At 32.9% G+C, this 17054-nt stretch carries 13 protein-coding genes; 2 read left to right on the top strand and 11 right to left on the bottom strand.

Features of this window, described 5'->3' with window-relative positions:
• Positions 1 to 185: 185 nt before the first annotated feature.
• The 6 genes from H8S10_RS01165 to H8S10_RS01140 form a co-directional block, all read right to left on the bottom strand.
• On the bottom strand, positions 186 to 575 hold the full coding sequence (locus tag H8S10_RS01165) for a diol dehydratase small subunit (RefSeq protein ID WP_186837673.1): 390 nt from the start codon (positions 573 to 575) through the stop codon (positions 186 to 188).
• Positions 572 to 1207 carry a propanediol/glycerol family dehydratase medium subunit gene (locus H8S10_RS01160; RefSeq protein WP_186837672.1) on the bottom strand — a complete coding sequence of 212 codons (636 nt, stop codon included), beginning with the start codon at positions 1205 to 1207 and terminating at the stop codon, positions 572 to 574. The genes H8S10_RS01165 and H8S10_RS01160 overlap by 4 nt, the downstream gene beginning before the upstream one ends.
• Positions 1208 to 1223: 16 nt before the next feature.
• Positions 1224 to 2885 (bottom strand): propanediol/glycerol family dehydratase large subunit, encoded by a 1662-nt coding sequence (locus tag H8S10_RS01155; protein WP_186837671.1) that lies wholly within the window; start codon positions 2883 to 2885, stop codon positions 1224 to 1226.
• A 6-nt stretch (positions 2886 to 2891) separates the two neighbouring features.
• The gene (locus H8S10_RS01150) at positions 2892 to 3671 is read right to left on the bottom strand and encodes a class II aldolase/adducin family protein (RefSeq protein WP_055266175.1); all 780 of its coding nucleotides are present in this window, start codon (positions 3669 to 3671) and stop codon (positions 2892 to 2894) included.
• A 774-nt stretch (positions 3672 to 4445) separates the two neighbouring features.
• Entirely contained in the window at positions 4446 to 5216 is a 771-nt protein-coding gene (locus H8S10_RS01145; RefSeq protein WP_347707655.1) for a DeoR/GlpR family DNA-binding transcription regulator, read from the bottom strand.
• A gap of 133 nt (positions 5217 to 5349) precedes the next feature.
• Positions 5350 to 6777, bottom strand: coding sequence for a rhamnulokinase family protein (locus H8S10_RS01140; RefSeq protein ID WP_186837669.1), 1428 nt, complete (start codon positions 6775 to 6777; stop codon positions 5350 to 5352).
• Between the two features lie 214 nt (positions 6778 to 6991).
• On the opposite strand from H8S10_RS01140, the gene H8S10_RS01135 reads away from it, so the two are divergent.
• Complete coding sequence (locus tag H8S10_RS01135; RefSeq protein WP_186837668.1) at positions 6992 to 8770, top strand: L-fucose isomerase; 1779 nt, start codon at positions 6992 to 6994, stop codon at positions 8768 to 8770.
• A 194-nt stretch (positions 8771 to 8964) separates the two neighbouring features.
• Here the strand turns inward: H8S10_RS01135 and H8S10_RS01130 are convergent, their stop codons facing one another.
• The 4 genes from H8S10_RS01130 to H8S10_RS01115 form a co-directional block, all read right to left on the bottom strand.
• Positions 8965 to 9321 (bottom strand): four helix bundle protein, encoded by a 357-nt coding sequence (locus tag H8S10_RS01130; protein WP_186837667.1) that lies wholly within the window; start codon positions 9319 to 9321, stop codon positions 8965 to 8967.
• A gap of 632 nt (positions 9322 to 9953) precedes the next feature.
• The gene (locus tag H8S10_RS01125) at positions 9954 to 11090 is read right to left on the bottom strand and encodes an ABC transporter substrate-binding protein (RefSeq protein ID WP_186837666.1); all 1137 of its coding nucleotides are present in this window, start codon (positions 11088 to 11090) and stop codon (positions 9954 to 9956) included.
• Between the two features lie 45 nt (positions 11091 to 11135).
• Entirely contained in the window at positions 11136 to 12188 is a 1053-nt protein-coding gene (locus H8S10_RS01120) for an ABC transporter permease (protein WP_055266161.1), read from the bottom strand.
• Positions 12189 to 12204: 16 nt separating this feature from the next.
• Positions 12205 to 13692, bottom strand: coding sequence for a sugar ABC transporter ATP-binding protein (locus tag H8S10_RS01115; protein ID WP_055266159.1), 1488 nt, complete (start codon positions 13690 to 13692; stop codon positions 12205 to 12207).
• 183 nt (positions 13693 to 13875) lie between these two features.
• On the opposite strand from H8S10_RS01115, the gene H8S10_RS01110 reads away from it, so the two are divergent.
• Entirely contained in the window at positions 13876 to 14301 is a 426-nt protein-coding gene (locus tag H8S10_RS01110; RefSeq protein WP_186837665.1) for an RbsD/FucU domain-containing protein, read from the top strand.
• A 651-nt stretch (positions 14302 to 14952) separates the two neighbouring features.
• Here H8S10_RS01110 and H8S10_RS01105 read toward each other — a convergent pair.
• Positions 14953 to 16548 (bottom strand): peptide chain release factor 3, encoded by a 1596-nt coding sequence (locus tag H8S10_RS01105; protein ID WP_055266155.1) that lies wholly within the window; start codon positions 16546 to 16548, stop codon positions 14953 to 14955.
• Positions 16549 to 17054 lie beyond the last annotated feature (506 nt).

Below are 17054 nucleotides of genomic sequence, written 5' to 3'. Positions count from 1 at the left end.
TGCTTTATCTAAAGCTCCCTGTATACAAACTCTAACACCTGTTACATTATCTCTAGTTCCTTTTACCCCTGTTGTTTTTACCCGATTTGAACTTATATACTTTATATTTTTTAAACTCTCATATATCTCACAAATAGTAACTTCTGTTGATGAATTACCAATATCTACACCACATATTATTTTTCCTATTTTAATATCCCTCTCTTACTGTATACATTTACAGCATCCATAATAAGATTACTACAAGCTATAGCATTATACTTGTCTCTTATTTCCTTTGCCTTATTAAGAAGCTCTTCCTTTGTACTTCTGTTAGGCCTTAACATGTTATAGATAATTAGTAACTCTTCATCTGGTATATCAACAAGTTCAGAAGCTCTCTCAAAATTTTCTCCTAATTGAGTTCTACCTTCTTGCCTTGCTATTTCACCTTGAAGCCTTAATGTTTCCTTAGATATCTTTATATCTTCACCAGTTACTCTTCCATTAATAACTTCATCAATAGTTATTTGGTCTATTGATTTTCCACTTTTACTCTTTATATCTATGTCACTTTTACTTAATGGATATTTCATATAAGCTCCTCCAATGGTATTTCTATTGATTTAGCTCCTCTTACTACCTTTTCAGTATCTTTTATATGAAAAAGAGCTGCTTTTACTTGAAATTTTGGTCTGCTCATACAATCACTTTTTACTCTTATAGGTATTGGATTATCAAGCTTTGCATACTTTGCTGCATTCTTGCCTATATTCCTATATGTCTTTAAATCTATAAGTGGTGCTTGTGGAAATAATTCTAAGTTACTTAATGGATATAAATCCTTTTGATGAATTACTGCTGTTCCTTTAGCTTGAAGACCTATTCCTATACCTGAGCCACTAAGTGTAGCTGCTTCTTTTCCTATAAAAGCAACATCTGCACTTGTAAAAACTTTAATAACTCTAGCTTTTAAGCCTTCTTCTTCAATTCCAGCAACTATTTCTTTAATTACATCTTTGTGATTTGCTCCAGATAAAGTTTGCTTTACTTCTTGATTAAATGTTGGACTAATACCTATTACGACCTCATCCTTACCTTCACCAATCTCTGCTTGCTTTTCTTCAATAGCCCTTTGGAACAGATTATCTAAAGATACCTTATTATTATTTTTTAATTCTTCTATTACTAATTGTGTAATTCTCTCTACTAATACACTTTGGTCCATCTCATACCTCCTAACCCTAATAGGAGTTTCTATCTATAATATTATTTAATTTTTTAACCTTTTCCCATTCTTCACCGTCTAATCTATATCCAGTGCCAGGTCCAAGATAATCATTTTTATTATTAATTGCAGATATTACATTGAATTCTTCATCAAGTATTGCTGATGTTTGGAGATAATCCCCTGAAACCCTTTGCTTAAGCATTTCCAATATGTCACTTGCCACATCTCTATGCCCTGCATTTATCAGAGCTCTTACTATATCAATACCTGTAATACCTTTTTTCATTAATTGTTCGATAGCTTCAAAATCCTTTATAACATCTCTATCTGGAACATCATTGCTTCCATGTGCATAAGCTGCAGCTATAACTTCTTCATCTTTAACAACTGCTAAATCAAGTTCTCTAAATAAATCTTGAATTACCTTTGCTGCCTTTAGTCTAACCTTTATAACTTCCTCTTCTTTAACTGGTCTTAATCCACCATCAACTCTTAAATCTCTTTGAAGTACGTTGTAATCATCAAAATCTTCAGCATCGAAGTTTGAACCTGCAAACATATTGTCATAGTTAGGTGTTCCACTATATCCTGAGAATATAAAGTCTGTTCCAGGTAAGAATTGCATCAATAACCTTGCTGTTCTTCTTATATCACTATGAGAAAATGTTTGGTCATTTGATGATGCCACTTCCAAATCAAGCATTGCTGCTATAAGATTTTCACCTAATACTGCTCTTATACCTGATGGTACCGATGAGGTAACCCCTATAGTAGATACTGAACCATTTTGTATTCCTTGTGACCCAGCTCCCTTAGTAACCATCAAACATCTTGTTTCTAGGTAAAGCATTGATTTTTTATCTGCATCACCCATTAAAACTTCTGAACCAGTACCTGAAGTAAACCTAGTTTTTAATCCTCTTGAAGCATATGCTGCATTTAAAAATGCCTTTGAATATGGAGTATCATCTCCATCTATAAATACATTTTCTGTACCATATACAGACATTGTCTCTGCATATGTTGTAAATCCTCTCATGCCAAGCTCTAATTCAGTAGCTTCCTCAACGGCGCATTGAGTTAAAACTCCCTTTTTACCTATTTGAGAACCTATGAATAAAGCTATTGCATTAAAAGGTGCATATCTAACTATCCCAACTGTTGTTTCCTCTTCCCTAAATCCTCTTAATGCACCTTCTGCTGCATCTGCTGCTATAAGTAAAGGATTGTCCTTTAAATTAGTTATATGTGCTTGGTTAGCAGGAGTTTTCCTAGCCCTAACCTTTTGCATAGCCATCATCATTTCAACAACATTAAGATGATTAACTATTTCTAATATCTTAGCCGGTGTAAAACCTTTTACTATCCTTATGATGGCCTCTCTTGGAGTTACTGTATCAACAAGAAGTCTTGCAAATAATAATGAGTCTAACTCCATAGCTTCCTTTGCCATTTCCTTATCTATAGCATAATCAGCTATGAAATAATCAAGAAAGTCAAAATCTTCTCTCTTCTTTCCATCAAGCTCAGTTATCACATTTCCTTCTATTTTTATCGAAGGTTCTGGATCATAAGGACTTCTCATCGCTACAAACCCTTTTTCAGGCCATTCTTCCATGAAAACATCCTGATTTATAGGTCTTTTTCCTAAAGTTTCAAATCTCTTTGATCTCATTTTTCACTATTTACCTAAAATCTTAGAAGTAACTTCTTTAGCAATCTTAGCTATAAGATCTTCATCAACTGCTGGTTCTTCATTATTAGCTTTGCATGTACATGCTCCACCTTTTTGGCATAAAGCTGGATGTTTTCCTGTTAAGTTCATTGCTTTTCTTATATCTATTAACTTATCAACTTGAGTGTTGTCTAATACTTGAGGTTGTCCGATTTGGCTAGAGATAAACATTAACTTAGCATAGAATTCTAAAGATTCCATTTTGAAGTATGCTGCCATTAAGTCTGGTCCGTAAGTTAATGCACCATGGTTTTCTAAAAGAACTGCATCATAGCATTGTAAATACTTAGCTACTGCATCTGGAATTTCTTCTGTTGATGGAGTACCATATTCAGCTATTGGAACTGCTCCTAAAGCTATAACCGCTTCTGGCATTATTGGCTTATCTAGTGGAATTCCTGCTATAGCATAGCTTGTACCATAAGGTGGATGAGCGTGTACTACTGATTTTACGTCTGGTCTTTCTTTATATACTCTTAAATGCATCTTTACTTCTGAAGATGGCTTAAACTTTCCATTAGCTTGAAGTACATTACCATTCATATCAACCTTACAAATCATATCTGGAGTCATATACCCTTTTGAAACTCCTGTTGGTGTACAAAGTACTTCCTTATCATTAATTCTTACTGAGATATTACCATCATTAGCAGCTACAAAGCCGTTTTGGTATATTCTCTTACCTATTTCACAAATTTGTTTTTTGATTTCATATTCTGAAAACATAAATTCCCCTCCCAATTAACCTTTATTTGATTTTATTTCTGTTTATCTGTATTTATGTTTGTTTTTATCTTTGTTTATCTTTATTTTACCAATATAAGTATTCATAGTCAATATTAGGTGAGATATTTTCTTTATTTATTATTGTTAAAATTTAGTTTTCTTTAAAATACAAAACACTTAAGAACAGTTTTTCTCTTCTCAAAAGTAGACTTTTCCTTATTTTTAAGGCATTTAAAACACATTTTATGTTGCAAATTGATAATTTTTGTTTAATATGTTGTTTTTGATACAAATTCAACATAAAACTTTAAGCATTCCCAAAATCTGTACTTTATAAATTCAACCTAAATCCAAATTAATATGATTAATAACCATATTGTTAATCCTTTTTAAACAAAAAAAATGCCTGTAGTATAAATTAATCTATTCATACTACAAGCATATTTACTAACAACTAAGTGAATACTTCACATTTACTTTCGATATTAGCCAATTCCCTTGGACATTTGCGCCAGCAAATCCTTTGACCTCAACGTAGCTGACTTTCGGACATTTGCGTCAGCAAATCTCTTAACCTCTGTATAACTAACTTTGGGACATTTGCGCCAGCAAATCTTTTGCCCTCAACGTAGGCTACTTTTGGACATTTGCGCCAGCAAATCTCTTAACCTCTGTATAACTAACTTTGGGACATTTGCGCTAGCAAATCTTTTGCTCTCAGCGTAGCTGACTTTTGGACTTTTGCGTCAGCAAAACCTTTCCCCTAATCACAAATTACCCATTGCAAATATTTACTTTAACATCATTTTCTCTTAATACTTTTTCCCATTTCTTTGATAATGGTTCATCCGTATATAAATAGTCTATCTGATCAAAATCAACTATATTTACGAAGGAGCTTCTATCAAACTTCATAGAATCCACAACTAAGAATACCTTATCTGCAGATCCTGCCATAAGCTTCTTAACTTCAGCTTCTTGTTCGTTAGAATCCATTACTCCTCTATTTATATCCATACCTTTACAGCATATTATAGCTTTATTTACATAATAATTTTGAATTACACTTTCAGACCACTTTCCAACAAATGATTTAGCACTTTCTCTAAAGCTTCCACCTGCTAATATAAGATTTACATCTTTAGTATCCTGTAACTCAATTAATACCTTTAATGAATTTGTAATTATGGTAACTCTCTTCTTGCTTTTCTTTATACATTTTGCAACATAGAAAGCAGTTGAAGATGAGTCTAGCATTAATGTATCACCTTCTTGTATGCTTTGGGAAACTTGTTCAGCAATCTTCATCTTACCTTCTTTATTAGATATTTCCCTCATATCTACTGGCATATCTACATTAGTGCCTTGATTAATTATCGCACCACCATAAGTTCTTTTTAGTATTCCTTGCTCTTCTAACTTTTCTAAGTCACGACGAATAGTTTCTTCAGTCACAGAAAAATTAGCAGCCAATTCCTGCACTAAAACCTTCTTTTTATCCTGGATGATGTCAACAATCTTCTGTCTTCTAACTATTGCTAACACTAACTTCACAACCTTTTCTTTATTCTATCTTTAAATTATACCTGAAATTTTGTAAATTTAAAGTATATTTTTCAATTTTTGATATAGTATTAGTTAGACTGTTATTGTTTTTAACTGTTATGATAATTACAATTTACTCTAAGACAACCTCTTGAGAATATACTTCACAGCTGAATGCATTAAAGATAAGTTCTCTACCTTCTTCAATAGATTCTATCTCATTATTTGCTATAGCTTGTATCATAACATTTCCTAATACAGCAGCTTCAATAGGTCCTGCTATTAAAGTTTTTTCTGTTCTCTTCATTGTTAACTCACATAAAAATTTATCTTGGATTCCTCCACCAACAACGTTGATACCTGGAATCTCTCTTCCTGAAATCTCTTCTAATTCTTCTATTGTTGCTTTGTACTCACTAGTCAATCCATTATATATAGCCATAGCTATTTCCCCTAACTCTGTAGGTTCGCCTTGTCCATGTTCCATACAATATTCTTTAATTGATTTAATCATATTCTTTGTATTCATAAGTCTTGGGTCATTTGTATTAACTTTAAATGTACAATCTTCATACTTTTTAGCTTCTCTAATTATATCTGGGAATCCTATTTCCTCATGGAATTCACACCAGTTCTTTCTTAATTGTTGAAGTAACCATGTACCATTTATATTTTTTAATAACCTTATCTTATTTCCTACTCCACCTTCATTAGTTAATGATGCTTTAAATGTTTCTTCACTAATTATTGGTGAATCTATCTCTAACCCTAGAAGTGACCATGTTCCAGAGCTTAAAAATGCATTACCTTTATTTTTAAATGGTGTACCTGCCACAGCTGATGCAGTATCATGTCCACCAATCGCTATTACAGGAACTCTCTCCATTCCTGTTTCATCCATTACTTCATCTGTTAAATACCCATAAGTTTCTCCTGGCTCAATTATATCATTAAAGATATTTTCAGGAATTCCTAATGCATTTATTAGTTCCTTATCCCAAGTTCTATTTTTCATATCTAAAAGTCCTGAAGTTGATGCTATTGTAAATTCATTTTTCTTTTCATTAGTTAAATAATATGCAAAAAGGTCTGGCATAAATAATAAAGAATCTGAATTCTCTAAAATCGTATTTCTTTTTAATCTATCACCAACAAGTTGGAATGCTGTATTAAAAGTATTATTCGAAATACCAGTTCTTAAATAAAGACTTTCTAAATCAATTTTCTTTTCAACCTCTTTTACGCCTTCATAATTTCTTTCATCTCTATAATGCATAGGCATCCCAATTAAATTATTATCTTTATCTAAAAGGCCATAATCAACTCCCCATGTATCTATTCCAATAGAAGTTATTTTTGTTCCTGATGCTACTACTTTTTTAAGAGCTGTCTTAGTTTCATTTAATAATCTAGGAAAATCCCAAACATATTTATCTCCTAAGAAAACTGGTTCATTAGGAAATCTATGTATCTCCTTCATATCAATGTAGTCCTTTTCAATCTTAACCAAAATAGCTCTTCCTGAAGATGCTCCAAAATCAAATGCTAAAAAATTGCTCATAAATTCATATACCCCCGCTTAACTTTATGTAAATATTTACCTGTGTATTTATATAATACAACATAAAAACAACATAAACAATATTTTTTACATGTTTTTTTCTGTGTTTATTTTGGTTTTGATTGACTTGTCCATTTTTTTGTTGTAAACTAATTATTGTAAAATATGTATACGTTTAGAATGTATATGTTTTAAATATGGGAGGGTTAGAATTATGGGATTAAATACTAAATATCCAAAGATAGGTATTAGACCTACTATTGATGGTAGAAGATTAGGTGTTAGAGAATCATTAGAAGAACAAACTATGAATATGGCAAAGCAAGTTGCTGATTTATACTCTTCTACATTAAGATATCCAAACGGTGAAGCTGTAGAATGTGTTATTGCAGACTCTACAATAGGTGGAGTTGCTGAAGCAGCTAGATGTGCAGATAAATTTGCAAAAGAAGGCGTAGGCTTAACTCTTACTGTAACTCCTTGCTGGTGTTATGGTAGTGAAACTATAGATATGGATCCACATAGACCAAAGGCTATCTGGGGATTCAATGGTACTGAAAGACCTGGTGCTGTTTACTTAGCTGCTGCTCTTTCTGGACATAGCCAATTTGGATTACCTGCTTTCGGTATATATGGAAGAGATGTTCAAGATGCTAACATGACAGAAATACCTGAAGATGTTAAAGAAAAATTATTAAGATTTGCAAAAGCTGGATTAGCTGTTGCTCAAATGAAAGGAAGATCATACCTTTCAATTGGATCTGTTTCAATGGGTATTGCAGGTTCAATTGTTGATCAAAAGTTCTTCCAAAAATATCTTGGAATGAGAAATGAATATGTTGATATGAGTGAAATCAACAGAAGACTTGATAGAGGAATATATGACCCAGTTGAATACGAAAAAGCTTTAGCATGGGTTAAAGAAAACTGCAAAGAAGGAACAGATAAAAATGCTCCTGAAAATCAAAGAACTAGAGAAGAAAAAGATAAAATTTGGGAAACTGTTGTTAAGATGACTCTTATTGCAAAAGACTTAATGGTTGGAAACCCAAGACTTGCTGAATTAGGATTTATTGAAGAATCAGAAGGTCATAATGCTATAGCTGGTGGATTCCAAGGTCAAAGACACTGGACAGACCATATGCCAAATGGTGACTTTATGGAAGCTATACTTTGCTCTTCATTTGACTGGAATGGTATAAGAGAAGCTTATGTATTAGCTACAGAAAACGATTCATTAAACGGTGTTGCAATGTTATTTGGTCACCTTTTAACAAATACAGCTCAATTATTCTCAGACGTAAGAACTTACTGGTCTCCAGATGCAGTTAAGAGAGTTACAGGAAAAGAATTAACTGGACGTGCTGCTAACGGTATTATCCACTTAATAAACTCAGGGGCTACTACTATAGACGCTACTGGAAGACAAACTGATAAAGAAGGAAATCCAGCATTAAAACCATTCTGGGAAATCACAGAAGCTGAAGTTAATGATTGCTTAGAAGCTACAACATGGTGGCCAGCAGTTCACGAATACTTCAGAGGAGGCGGATATTCTTCTAAATTCTTATCAAAAGCTGGAATGCCAATGACAATGTCAAGAATATGCTTAGTTGATGGATTAGGACCTGTTCTTCAAATAGCTGAAGGTTATACTGTTGAATTAGATCCAGAAGTTCACCAAACTATAGATAATAGAACAGATTCATCATGGCCAACAACTTGGTTTGCTCCAAACCTAACTGGAGAAGGTGCATTCAAAGATGTTTACTCAGTAATGAATAACTGGGGAGCTAACCACGGTGCTATATCATATGGACACATAGGAGCTGACCTAATAACTATGGCTTCAATGTTAAGAATTCCAGTTGCTATGCACAACGTACCAGAAGAAAAAATCTTCAGACCAAGTACTGCTGGAATGTTTGGAACTAAAGACTTAGAATCTGCAGACTTTAGATTCTGTCAAAACTTTGGCCCTTTATATAAATAAAATAGATTTGCTATCGCAAATGTCCAAGATGTCGACTTCGTCGAGTTCAAATGTGCCTGCGGCAGTCCAAGAGATTTGCTTCACAAATGCGCAATATTCGCTATCGCAAATATTCAATGTGGCTTTGGCTCATTTATAACTATTAATAATACATTTGCTAATAATTATCTTAATATTTTTAACCCTCAGTTTTATTATTTACTGAGGGTTTTCTTTGTTGTTTTTATAGTAGCCCATAGTAACCTTTTAATGCTAAAACAATTATTATATAATCTTTTAATTATGATCTCATCTTCAATTATGCTATTATCTTTAATAGTTCTTATCCAAAAAATACTTTCACTACATTCTTTAATTGAAATATTCAACTTATGTATAAAATCCCTCTTACTTTCAGCATATATAGCTTCGCCTATATTAGCTCCTACACTAGTACAAGACCTTTTTAATTGATCAGCAATTGAGTATTCTCTCAATTTAATTAATTCTCTACAAATATAGATAGAATCAGTAGCAATACTTCTACTTAACTCCAAAATCTCTGAATTCATAAAACCACATCCTAAACAAATACTCCTATTATAAATAACTCTCTCCATATTAATAATGTAATAAACACAATTATAGAGTTTATTTATCTCGGACTTTTGTATCAGCAAAATATTTGCTCATATATTTGCTCTTTTGCACTCCCCAAACTTGTCCATCTTGCCAAAATACAATCTTATTACTCAAAAATGACTTATCCTCTTTAACCCAATCACTCAACGCTCTCAGCGATAGCTGACTATAGGACTTTTGCGCCAGCAAAATTATTGCCCTTGCGCTAGCGACTACTGCTCTTTTGCGCCAGCAAAACCTCTCATTGCTTCATAAACCCAATTTTATTACTCAAAAATGACTTATCCTCTTTAGCCTAATCACTCAACGCTCTCAGCAATATCTGACTATGGGACTTTTGCGTCAGCAAAACTATTGCACTCGCGTCAGCGACTCCTGGACTTTTGCGCAGCAAAACTATTGGTCTCGCTTCAGCGACTTCTGGACTTTTGCGTCATCAAAACTATTGCCCTCGCGCTAGCGACTACTGCTCTTTTGCGCCAGCAAAACCTCCCCCTCTCTCATAAAATAAAAAAGAATACTGCCCATAAAAAACAGTATTCTTTCTTTATTTCATTAAATTCTAGTCATATAATAATTGGTTTATATCTTCATCATTGAAGTTAGATTGATTGTACCATTTAGCACCTGTATCAACATCTGATACTTCTTCACCGTTCATAGCTTTAACAGCTAAAGCAACAGCTTGGTAACCGATTTGGTATGGATCTTGAGTAACTGATCCTAAGAACCAACCTTTTTCAACTGCAGTTTTTTGTCCTTTTCCTGAGTCAAATCCAACAGCAACTATATCTTTATATTTACCGTTTTCTTTGTTGAAGTCGCTTCCGTCGTTAGAAGCTGCTAATATACCATCTACTCCACCTTGGTTAGATCCATATATAGCAATTAGGTTTTCTGTTGCTAATACAGCTTGTGCAGAGTTTTGAACGTCTGTAGCTGAAGTTGTTGGAGGAACGTTTACAACTATCTTAACTATTGCTTCTCCTGTAGCTTTTTTGTTGTAAGAATCATGTCCTACAACTTCTACATTTCCAGCTCCTACTAATTCTTCGCATTTTTCAAATGCTCTGTCTATAAATCCTTTAGTTCTGTCTATAAGTGAAGCACTTGTAGCATCTTGAGAAACTACTCCTATAGCAACTGGAGATGCTGCTGTAGCTCCCTTAATCTTTTCTACTATTGTTTCAACTTCTAATAATTTGTCTGCTGGTATTGTAGCTGCATTATAGTTGTCTGTTGCTGCATTTGCTGCAACTTGTCCTTCTGGAGCTCCTGGAACACCTGAGTCAAATCCTACTACTGGAATTCCTTGTTTTTGAGCCTCTGCTAATTGTGATGATACAGCTTGTGTATCAAGTGCTGCTAAAGCTAATGCACTTGGTTTTTTAGATAAAGCTGAATTTATCATGTTAACTTGATCGTTTATATCACTTTCTGAAGCTGGTCCTTCAAAAGTAATAGTAACTCCTAAATCTGCAGCCGCTTGGTCTGCACCTTTTTTAACTACTTGCCAGAATTGATGTTGGAATCCTTTAGAAACTACTGCTACATAAGGTTTGTCTCCACTTGAAGTAGATGTATCTCCTCCTTCAGAAGTTCCTGATGATCCTGATGAGTTTGATGATCCACACCCTGCTAAACTTCCTACTAATGCAATAGTAACTGCAAGGCTAACAATTTTTTTGATTTTCCTCATAAATATACCCTCCCATTTTTACCTTATAAATATATTTTCAGCATTTTACTGCTTCAAAGCACCACTAGTTGATTTCACTTCTCTAACCTTTTTACTTTCTTTTTTGTCTTTCTTAACTTCGTTAGCCTTTTTGTTTCTATATATATCTATTAATACAGCACAAATAACAACTACACCTGTAAAGAATACTTGCCATTGCCCTTGAAGATTCATAGACATTAATCCATTTTTAAGAACGCTCATTACGTAAACACCAATTATTGTTCCAGTTATTGATCCTATTCCACCAGCTAGTGATGTTCCTCCAATAACTACCGCTGCAATTGCTTGTAATTCTATACCATTACCTGTACCAGGTATAATAGTTGTATATGTTGCAGCATACATTATTCCTCCAAGTCCTGCGAAGAATCCACTTATTACATAAACCATTATCTTCCACTTATCTACATTTACCCCTGAAAGTCTAACTGCTTCTTCGTTACTACCTATTGCAAAAGCATATCTTCCTATACGAGTTTTGTTTAATATTATAAATGCCACTATAAAGAATATCGCCAGGAATATAATTCCCATTGGGAAGCCACCTTCAGTTTTGAAGAATACTGATTTAAACCATCCTGCTTCTTCATAAGCTGTAGGATAACGTTGTGTTTGAACCTTAGCTATAATTGACCCTAAACCTTGAGATATTAACATTGTTCCCATTGTTGCTATAAATGGAGGTAACTTTAATTTTGCAATAAGTATTCCATTAACTAATCCAAAAAGAGTAGCTACAACTACAATTAAAGCTAATGCCATTCCTATAGACCAACCCCATACGTTATAAGCAACACCACCTAATAACGCTGAACACATCATTACTGTTCCTATTGAAAGGTCCATTCCCCCAGTAATAATTACAAAAGTAACACCAATTGCCATAAATCCTATATAGTATGATGAATCTAATATATTTACAAAGCTTTCTTTACTAAAGAAGTTTTGTCCTAATAATGAGAATACAAGAATTAACACTACTAAAGCTATTAAAGAAAATAATTTTTGTAATCCTTGACCTTTTATTTTTTCAATTAAACCATTTTTATTATCCATTTTTTATCCTCCCTCATTATCTTTGCGTAGCATATTTCATAATAACTTCTTGATTTGCCTCTTTGATATCAAGTATCTTTGTAAGCTTACCTTCGCACATAACCGCTATTCTATCACTCATACGTAATATTTCTGGAAGCTCTGAAGAAATCATTATTATTGATTTTCCTGCTTCAACAAGTTCATTCATTAAATTATAAATTTCACTCTTTGCACCTACGTCAATTCCACGTGTAGGCTCATCAAATATTAATATATCTGCATCTTTAATTAACCACTTTGCAATTACAACTTTTTGTTGGTTCCCACCTGATAAATTTTTTACTAATTGTTTAACAGATGGTGTTTTAGTTTTTATTTTTTCTACAAACTGTTGACTTATATCTTCAATCCTTTTATCATCAACTATTATTCCTTTTGAAAAATTTTCAAGATTAGCTAACACTGAGTTATCCGATACTGAAAGTCCTAAGGCTAATCCATATCTCTTTCTATCTTCTGAAAGATATCCTATACCTGCATTTACTGCATCCGAAGTATCCTTTATATTAATTTCTTTTCCATTTACCTTTATAACTCCAGATTTTCTATGGTCAGCACCAAATATTAATCTAGCAGTTTCAGTTCTACCTGCTCCCATTAATCCTGCAAACCCTAAAATCTCACCACGTTTTAAGTTAAATGAAACATCTTTAACGTCCTTTGAGTTTAAGTTATTAACCTCTAAAACTACTTCAGCACCATCTTTAACATTACTTTTTTCTTTTTTATTAGAAGTAATATTACGGCCTACCATCAATTTGATTATTTCGCTCATTTCTGTTTCTTTAGTTTTTAGTTCCTTTATGAATTCACCATCCCTCATTACAGTAATTCTATCTGTAATTTTGAATATCTCATCCATTCTATGAGATATGTAAACCATTGCAACTCCCTTATTTTTTAAGTCCTCCATTATTCTAAATAACTCTTTAGTTTCAGCTTCAGTTAATGCAGCTGTAGGTTCATCCAAAATAAGTATGTTAGATTTAAAAGAAATAGCCTTTGCAATTTCAATCATTTGTTGTTTACCAACTGAAAGATTGCCAACTATTTCTGTAGGTTTAATATTTAGCTTTAACTCTTTAAAAAGTTCCTCTGTCTTCTTATTTAAAAGTGCATCATTTAAAAAGAAACCTTCTGATTCTCTTCCAATAAAAATATTTTGAGCTGCTGTTAAATGGTTCATTAAGTTTAATTCTTGGTGAACAATTGCAATACCAGCCTCTTGAGCTTCTCTTGGATTATTAAAAACTATTTTTTTACCATTATAAGTGATTTCACCTTCATCTCTTTGATAAATTCCAGTAAGGATTTTCATCAAAGTAGACTTCCCTGCTCCATTCTCACCGGCTAATGCATTAACCTCTCCTTTTCTAAGAGTTAATGAACAACTTTTTAAAGCATGTACACCTAAAAACTTCTTGTCTATATTCTTCATTGTTAATACTACTTCATTGTTCATTTAATCACTCCTCCCCCTTATTATTGTTTGTTCTTGTTGTTTTTTTTTGTTTTTCATTGTTTACGATTTCATTATACCTATCTTTACCATATTTTACAATATAAATTTTTCATAATATTGAAAAATTTATAATTATTTAGTAAAATTATATTTAAATACCAACAGAATAAAGGAGAGATTTATATGTTAAAAGGAATACCTTCAATACTTTCACCAGAATTATTAAAAATATTAATGGAAATGGGACATGGAGATACTATAGTTATTGCAGATGGAAACTTCCCATCCAACACTTGTGGACAAAGAGTCGTTAGATTAGATGGACATAATGTTACAGAAATTTTAGAAGCGATATTAAAACTATTTCCACTAGACACATATTCAGAAAAACCAGTATCACTTATGAGTGTTGTACCTGGAGATGATGTAGTACCAACAATTTGGGATACATACGAAACAATAATAAATAATAACTTCGATAAATTTACTTCATTTGGATTTCTACCAAGATTTGATTTCTACGAAAAAGCTAAAGAAGCTTACGCTGTAGTAGCAACATCAGAAAAGGCACTTTATGCAAACGTTATACTAACAAAAGGAGTATGTTAGTCGCGCAAGCGCAAAATGAAAGGCCTGCTAACGCAGATGGTAAAGGTTTTACTTTGTCAAAAATGAAAAGTCGACTTCGTCGAAGGAAAAGCTCTGCTGCGCAGAAGTGAAAATCTTGACTTCATCAACTGACAAGGGTCTGCTACGCAAAAGAGAAAGCCATACTAAGTATGAATTGAATTAAAAACCTACTATGAATTATAACCAAAACATCATTTGGTCACTTATTTAATACCATGTGTTTTACTAATTAAAACAGTATAAAGCTTAATATTTAAAACATAACTCAAAAAAGTCACATGCTGATCCATATAGAATCACGCATGTGACTTTTATTAATATTTTAACCTTATTAGGTAAGTTTCACCTTTTTCGTAAAGAAAACTTTTCTCTATCGTCTCAAGACACTCTTTCCCCTTCACCGAAGGTGAATTTTCACTTGCCGTAGGCACATTTCCCCTCAGCAAAGCTGATCTTTCCCTATTGTCGCTAGACAATCTTTTCATCTCACTAAAGGTGACCATTCACTTGCCGAAGGCACTTTTCTCCTCACCGAAGGTGACTTTTCTCCTCAGCGCTAGCTGACTATCGCTCTGCCGTAGGCACTATTGGACAGTTGCGAAGCAACTCTATTCGCCTTAGATGAGCTGACTAATCGTCACTCTTTCCTACACCAGAAAGCACAAGTCCTTTGTTATGGTCTAGAGCCCAGTTAATCCCCCAGTCATTTTGGAATATTAGGATGTTTCTATCCTTAAAGTCCTTAACTCTCTTAGCATCAGAAGTTAAGTTTAATTTATCTACATCAATATCTTCATTTTCAATCCATCTAACATATCTGAATGGAAGTCTTTCCATCTTAATATCAACGTTGTATTCGCTCTTAAGTCTGTATTCAAGAACTTCAAATTGTAGTACCCCTACAACCCCAACGATTATTTCTTCCATACCGATGTGGTTTTCTCTGAATACTTGGATAGCCCCTTCTTGAGCTATTTGAGTAACACCTTTAACGAATTGTTTTCTCTTCATTGTATCTACTGGTCTAACTCTTGCAAAGTGTTCAGGAGCGAAAGTTGGAATTCCTTCAAACTTGAACTTCTTTGATGGTGAACATAAAGTATCTCCTATTGAGAATATACCTGGATCAAATACCCCGATAATATCTCCAGCATATGCTTCTTCAACAATTTCTCTGTTTTCAGCCATGAATTGTTGTGGTTGAGCAAGCTTTAATTTCTTACCACCTTGCATATGGAATACATCTTCACCTTTTGTAAACTTACCTGAACATATTCTCATGAAAGCAATTCTATCTCTATGAGCCTTGTTCATGTTTGCTTGAATCTTAAATACGAAAGCAGAGAACTTATCATCAAATGGGTCAATTTCTCCAATATTTGAGTTTCTAGCAAGTGGTGATGTAGTCATTTCTAAGAAGTGCTCTAGGAATGGCTCAACACCAAAGTTAGTTAAAGCTGATCCAAAGAATACAGGAGTTAATCCACCTTCTCTAACCTTATCCATATCTAGCTCGTCTCCAGCTATATCAAGAAGTTCTATATCTTCCATTAGCTTATCGTGAAGAGCTGATCCTAATATTTCTCTGAATTTTTCATCATCTACAGAACCTTCAATAGCTTCAACTTCTGTAGAACCATGATTTCCACCATTGAATGCTATGATTCTTTGGTTTTGTCTATCATAAACACCTTTGAACTCTTTACCTGAGCCTATTGGCCAGTTCATTGGATATGTCTTAATTCCAAGTTCTGATTCAATATCCTCTAATAATTGGAATGGATCTTGAGCTTCTCTATCCATCTTATTGATGAAAGTGAATATTGGCATTTCTCTTAAAGAACAAACGTGGAATAACTTTCTAGTTTGATCTTCAACCCCTTTAGCAGCGTCAACAACCATTACTGCAGAGTCAGCAGCCATAAGTGTTCTATATGTATCCTCTGAGAAGTCTTGGTGTCCTGGAGTATCAAGTATATTTATACAATGTCCAGAATAATTAAATTGCATAACAGAAGAAGTAACAGAGATACCTCTTTGCTTTTCTATTTCCATCCAGTCAGAAACAGCATGACTTGCAGCTTTTCTAGCCTTAACAGATCCAGCAAGTCTTATTGCTCCTCCGTATAATAGAAACTTTTCAGTTAATGTAGTTTTACCAGCATCAGGGTGAGAGATTATCGCAAAGGTTCTTCTCTTTTTTATCTCATTAATTAAATCAGCCAAAGTTTTATCCTCCTAAAAATATATGTAAATTTCTTATAAAAATTTCTTAAATGAGATTCTAAATTTTAATTTAGTCAATCGAACTTACACCTACAAATTTATATGAGTAGTGTGTTTCCTAATTAAATATTATGTTTCATAACTAATAATCAAAATTTTATATTTTGTAATTGAAAGTTACATCTTCCACTATAATACAGAAGATATTTCATATTAAATAATCAAATATTACTATTTTAATTATTATATTTTTTATTATAACTTAATCATTATATACTGTTTTTATTAATATTACAAACCTAAAGAATTTTACATTTATCATAATAATATTACTTTAAATAATTATATTTTTAATTAAATTTTAACTTACCTTTATTAACATATGTTAATGATTAGTTTTCTTCATATAAAATAATTTCATCTATTAATATCACTTTTTCATAAACTGATAATCATTAAAACTATTATATTGTAGAATAAAAGTATTATTAAATTTATGGGGGTAT

It is taken from the genome of Clostridium sp. NSJ-49 (assembly GCF_014287725.1).
Lineage (GTDB): Bacteria > Bacillota > Clostridia > Clostridiales > Clostridiaceae > Clostridium > Clostridium disporicum_B.
The sequence above is the reverse complement of the archived record's forward strand: the minus strand, read 5'-3'. Positions and strand labels throughout refer to the sequence as shown.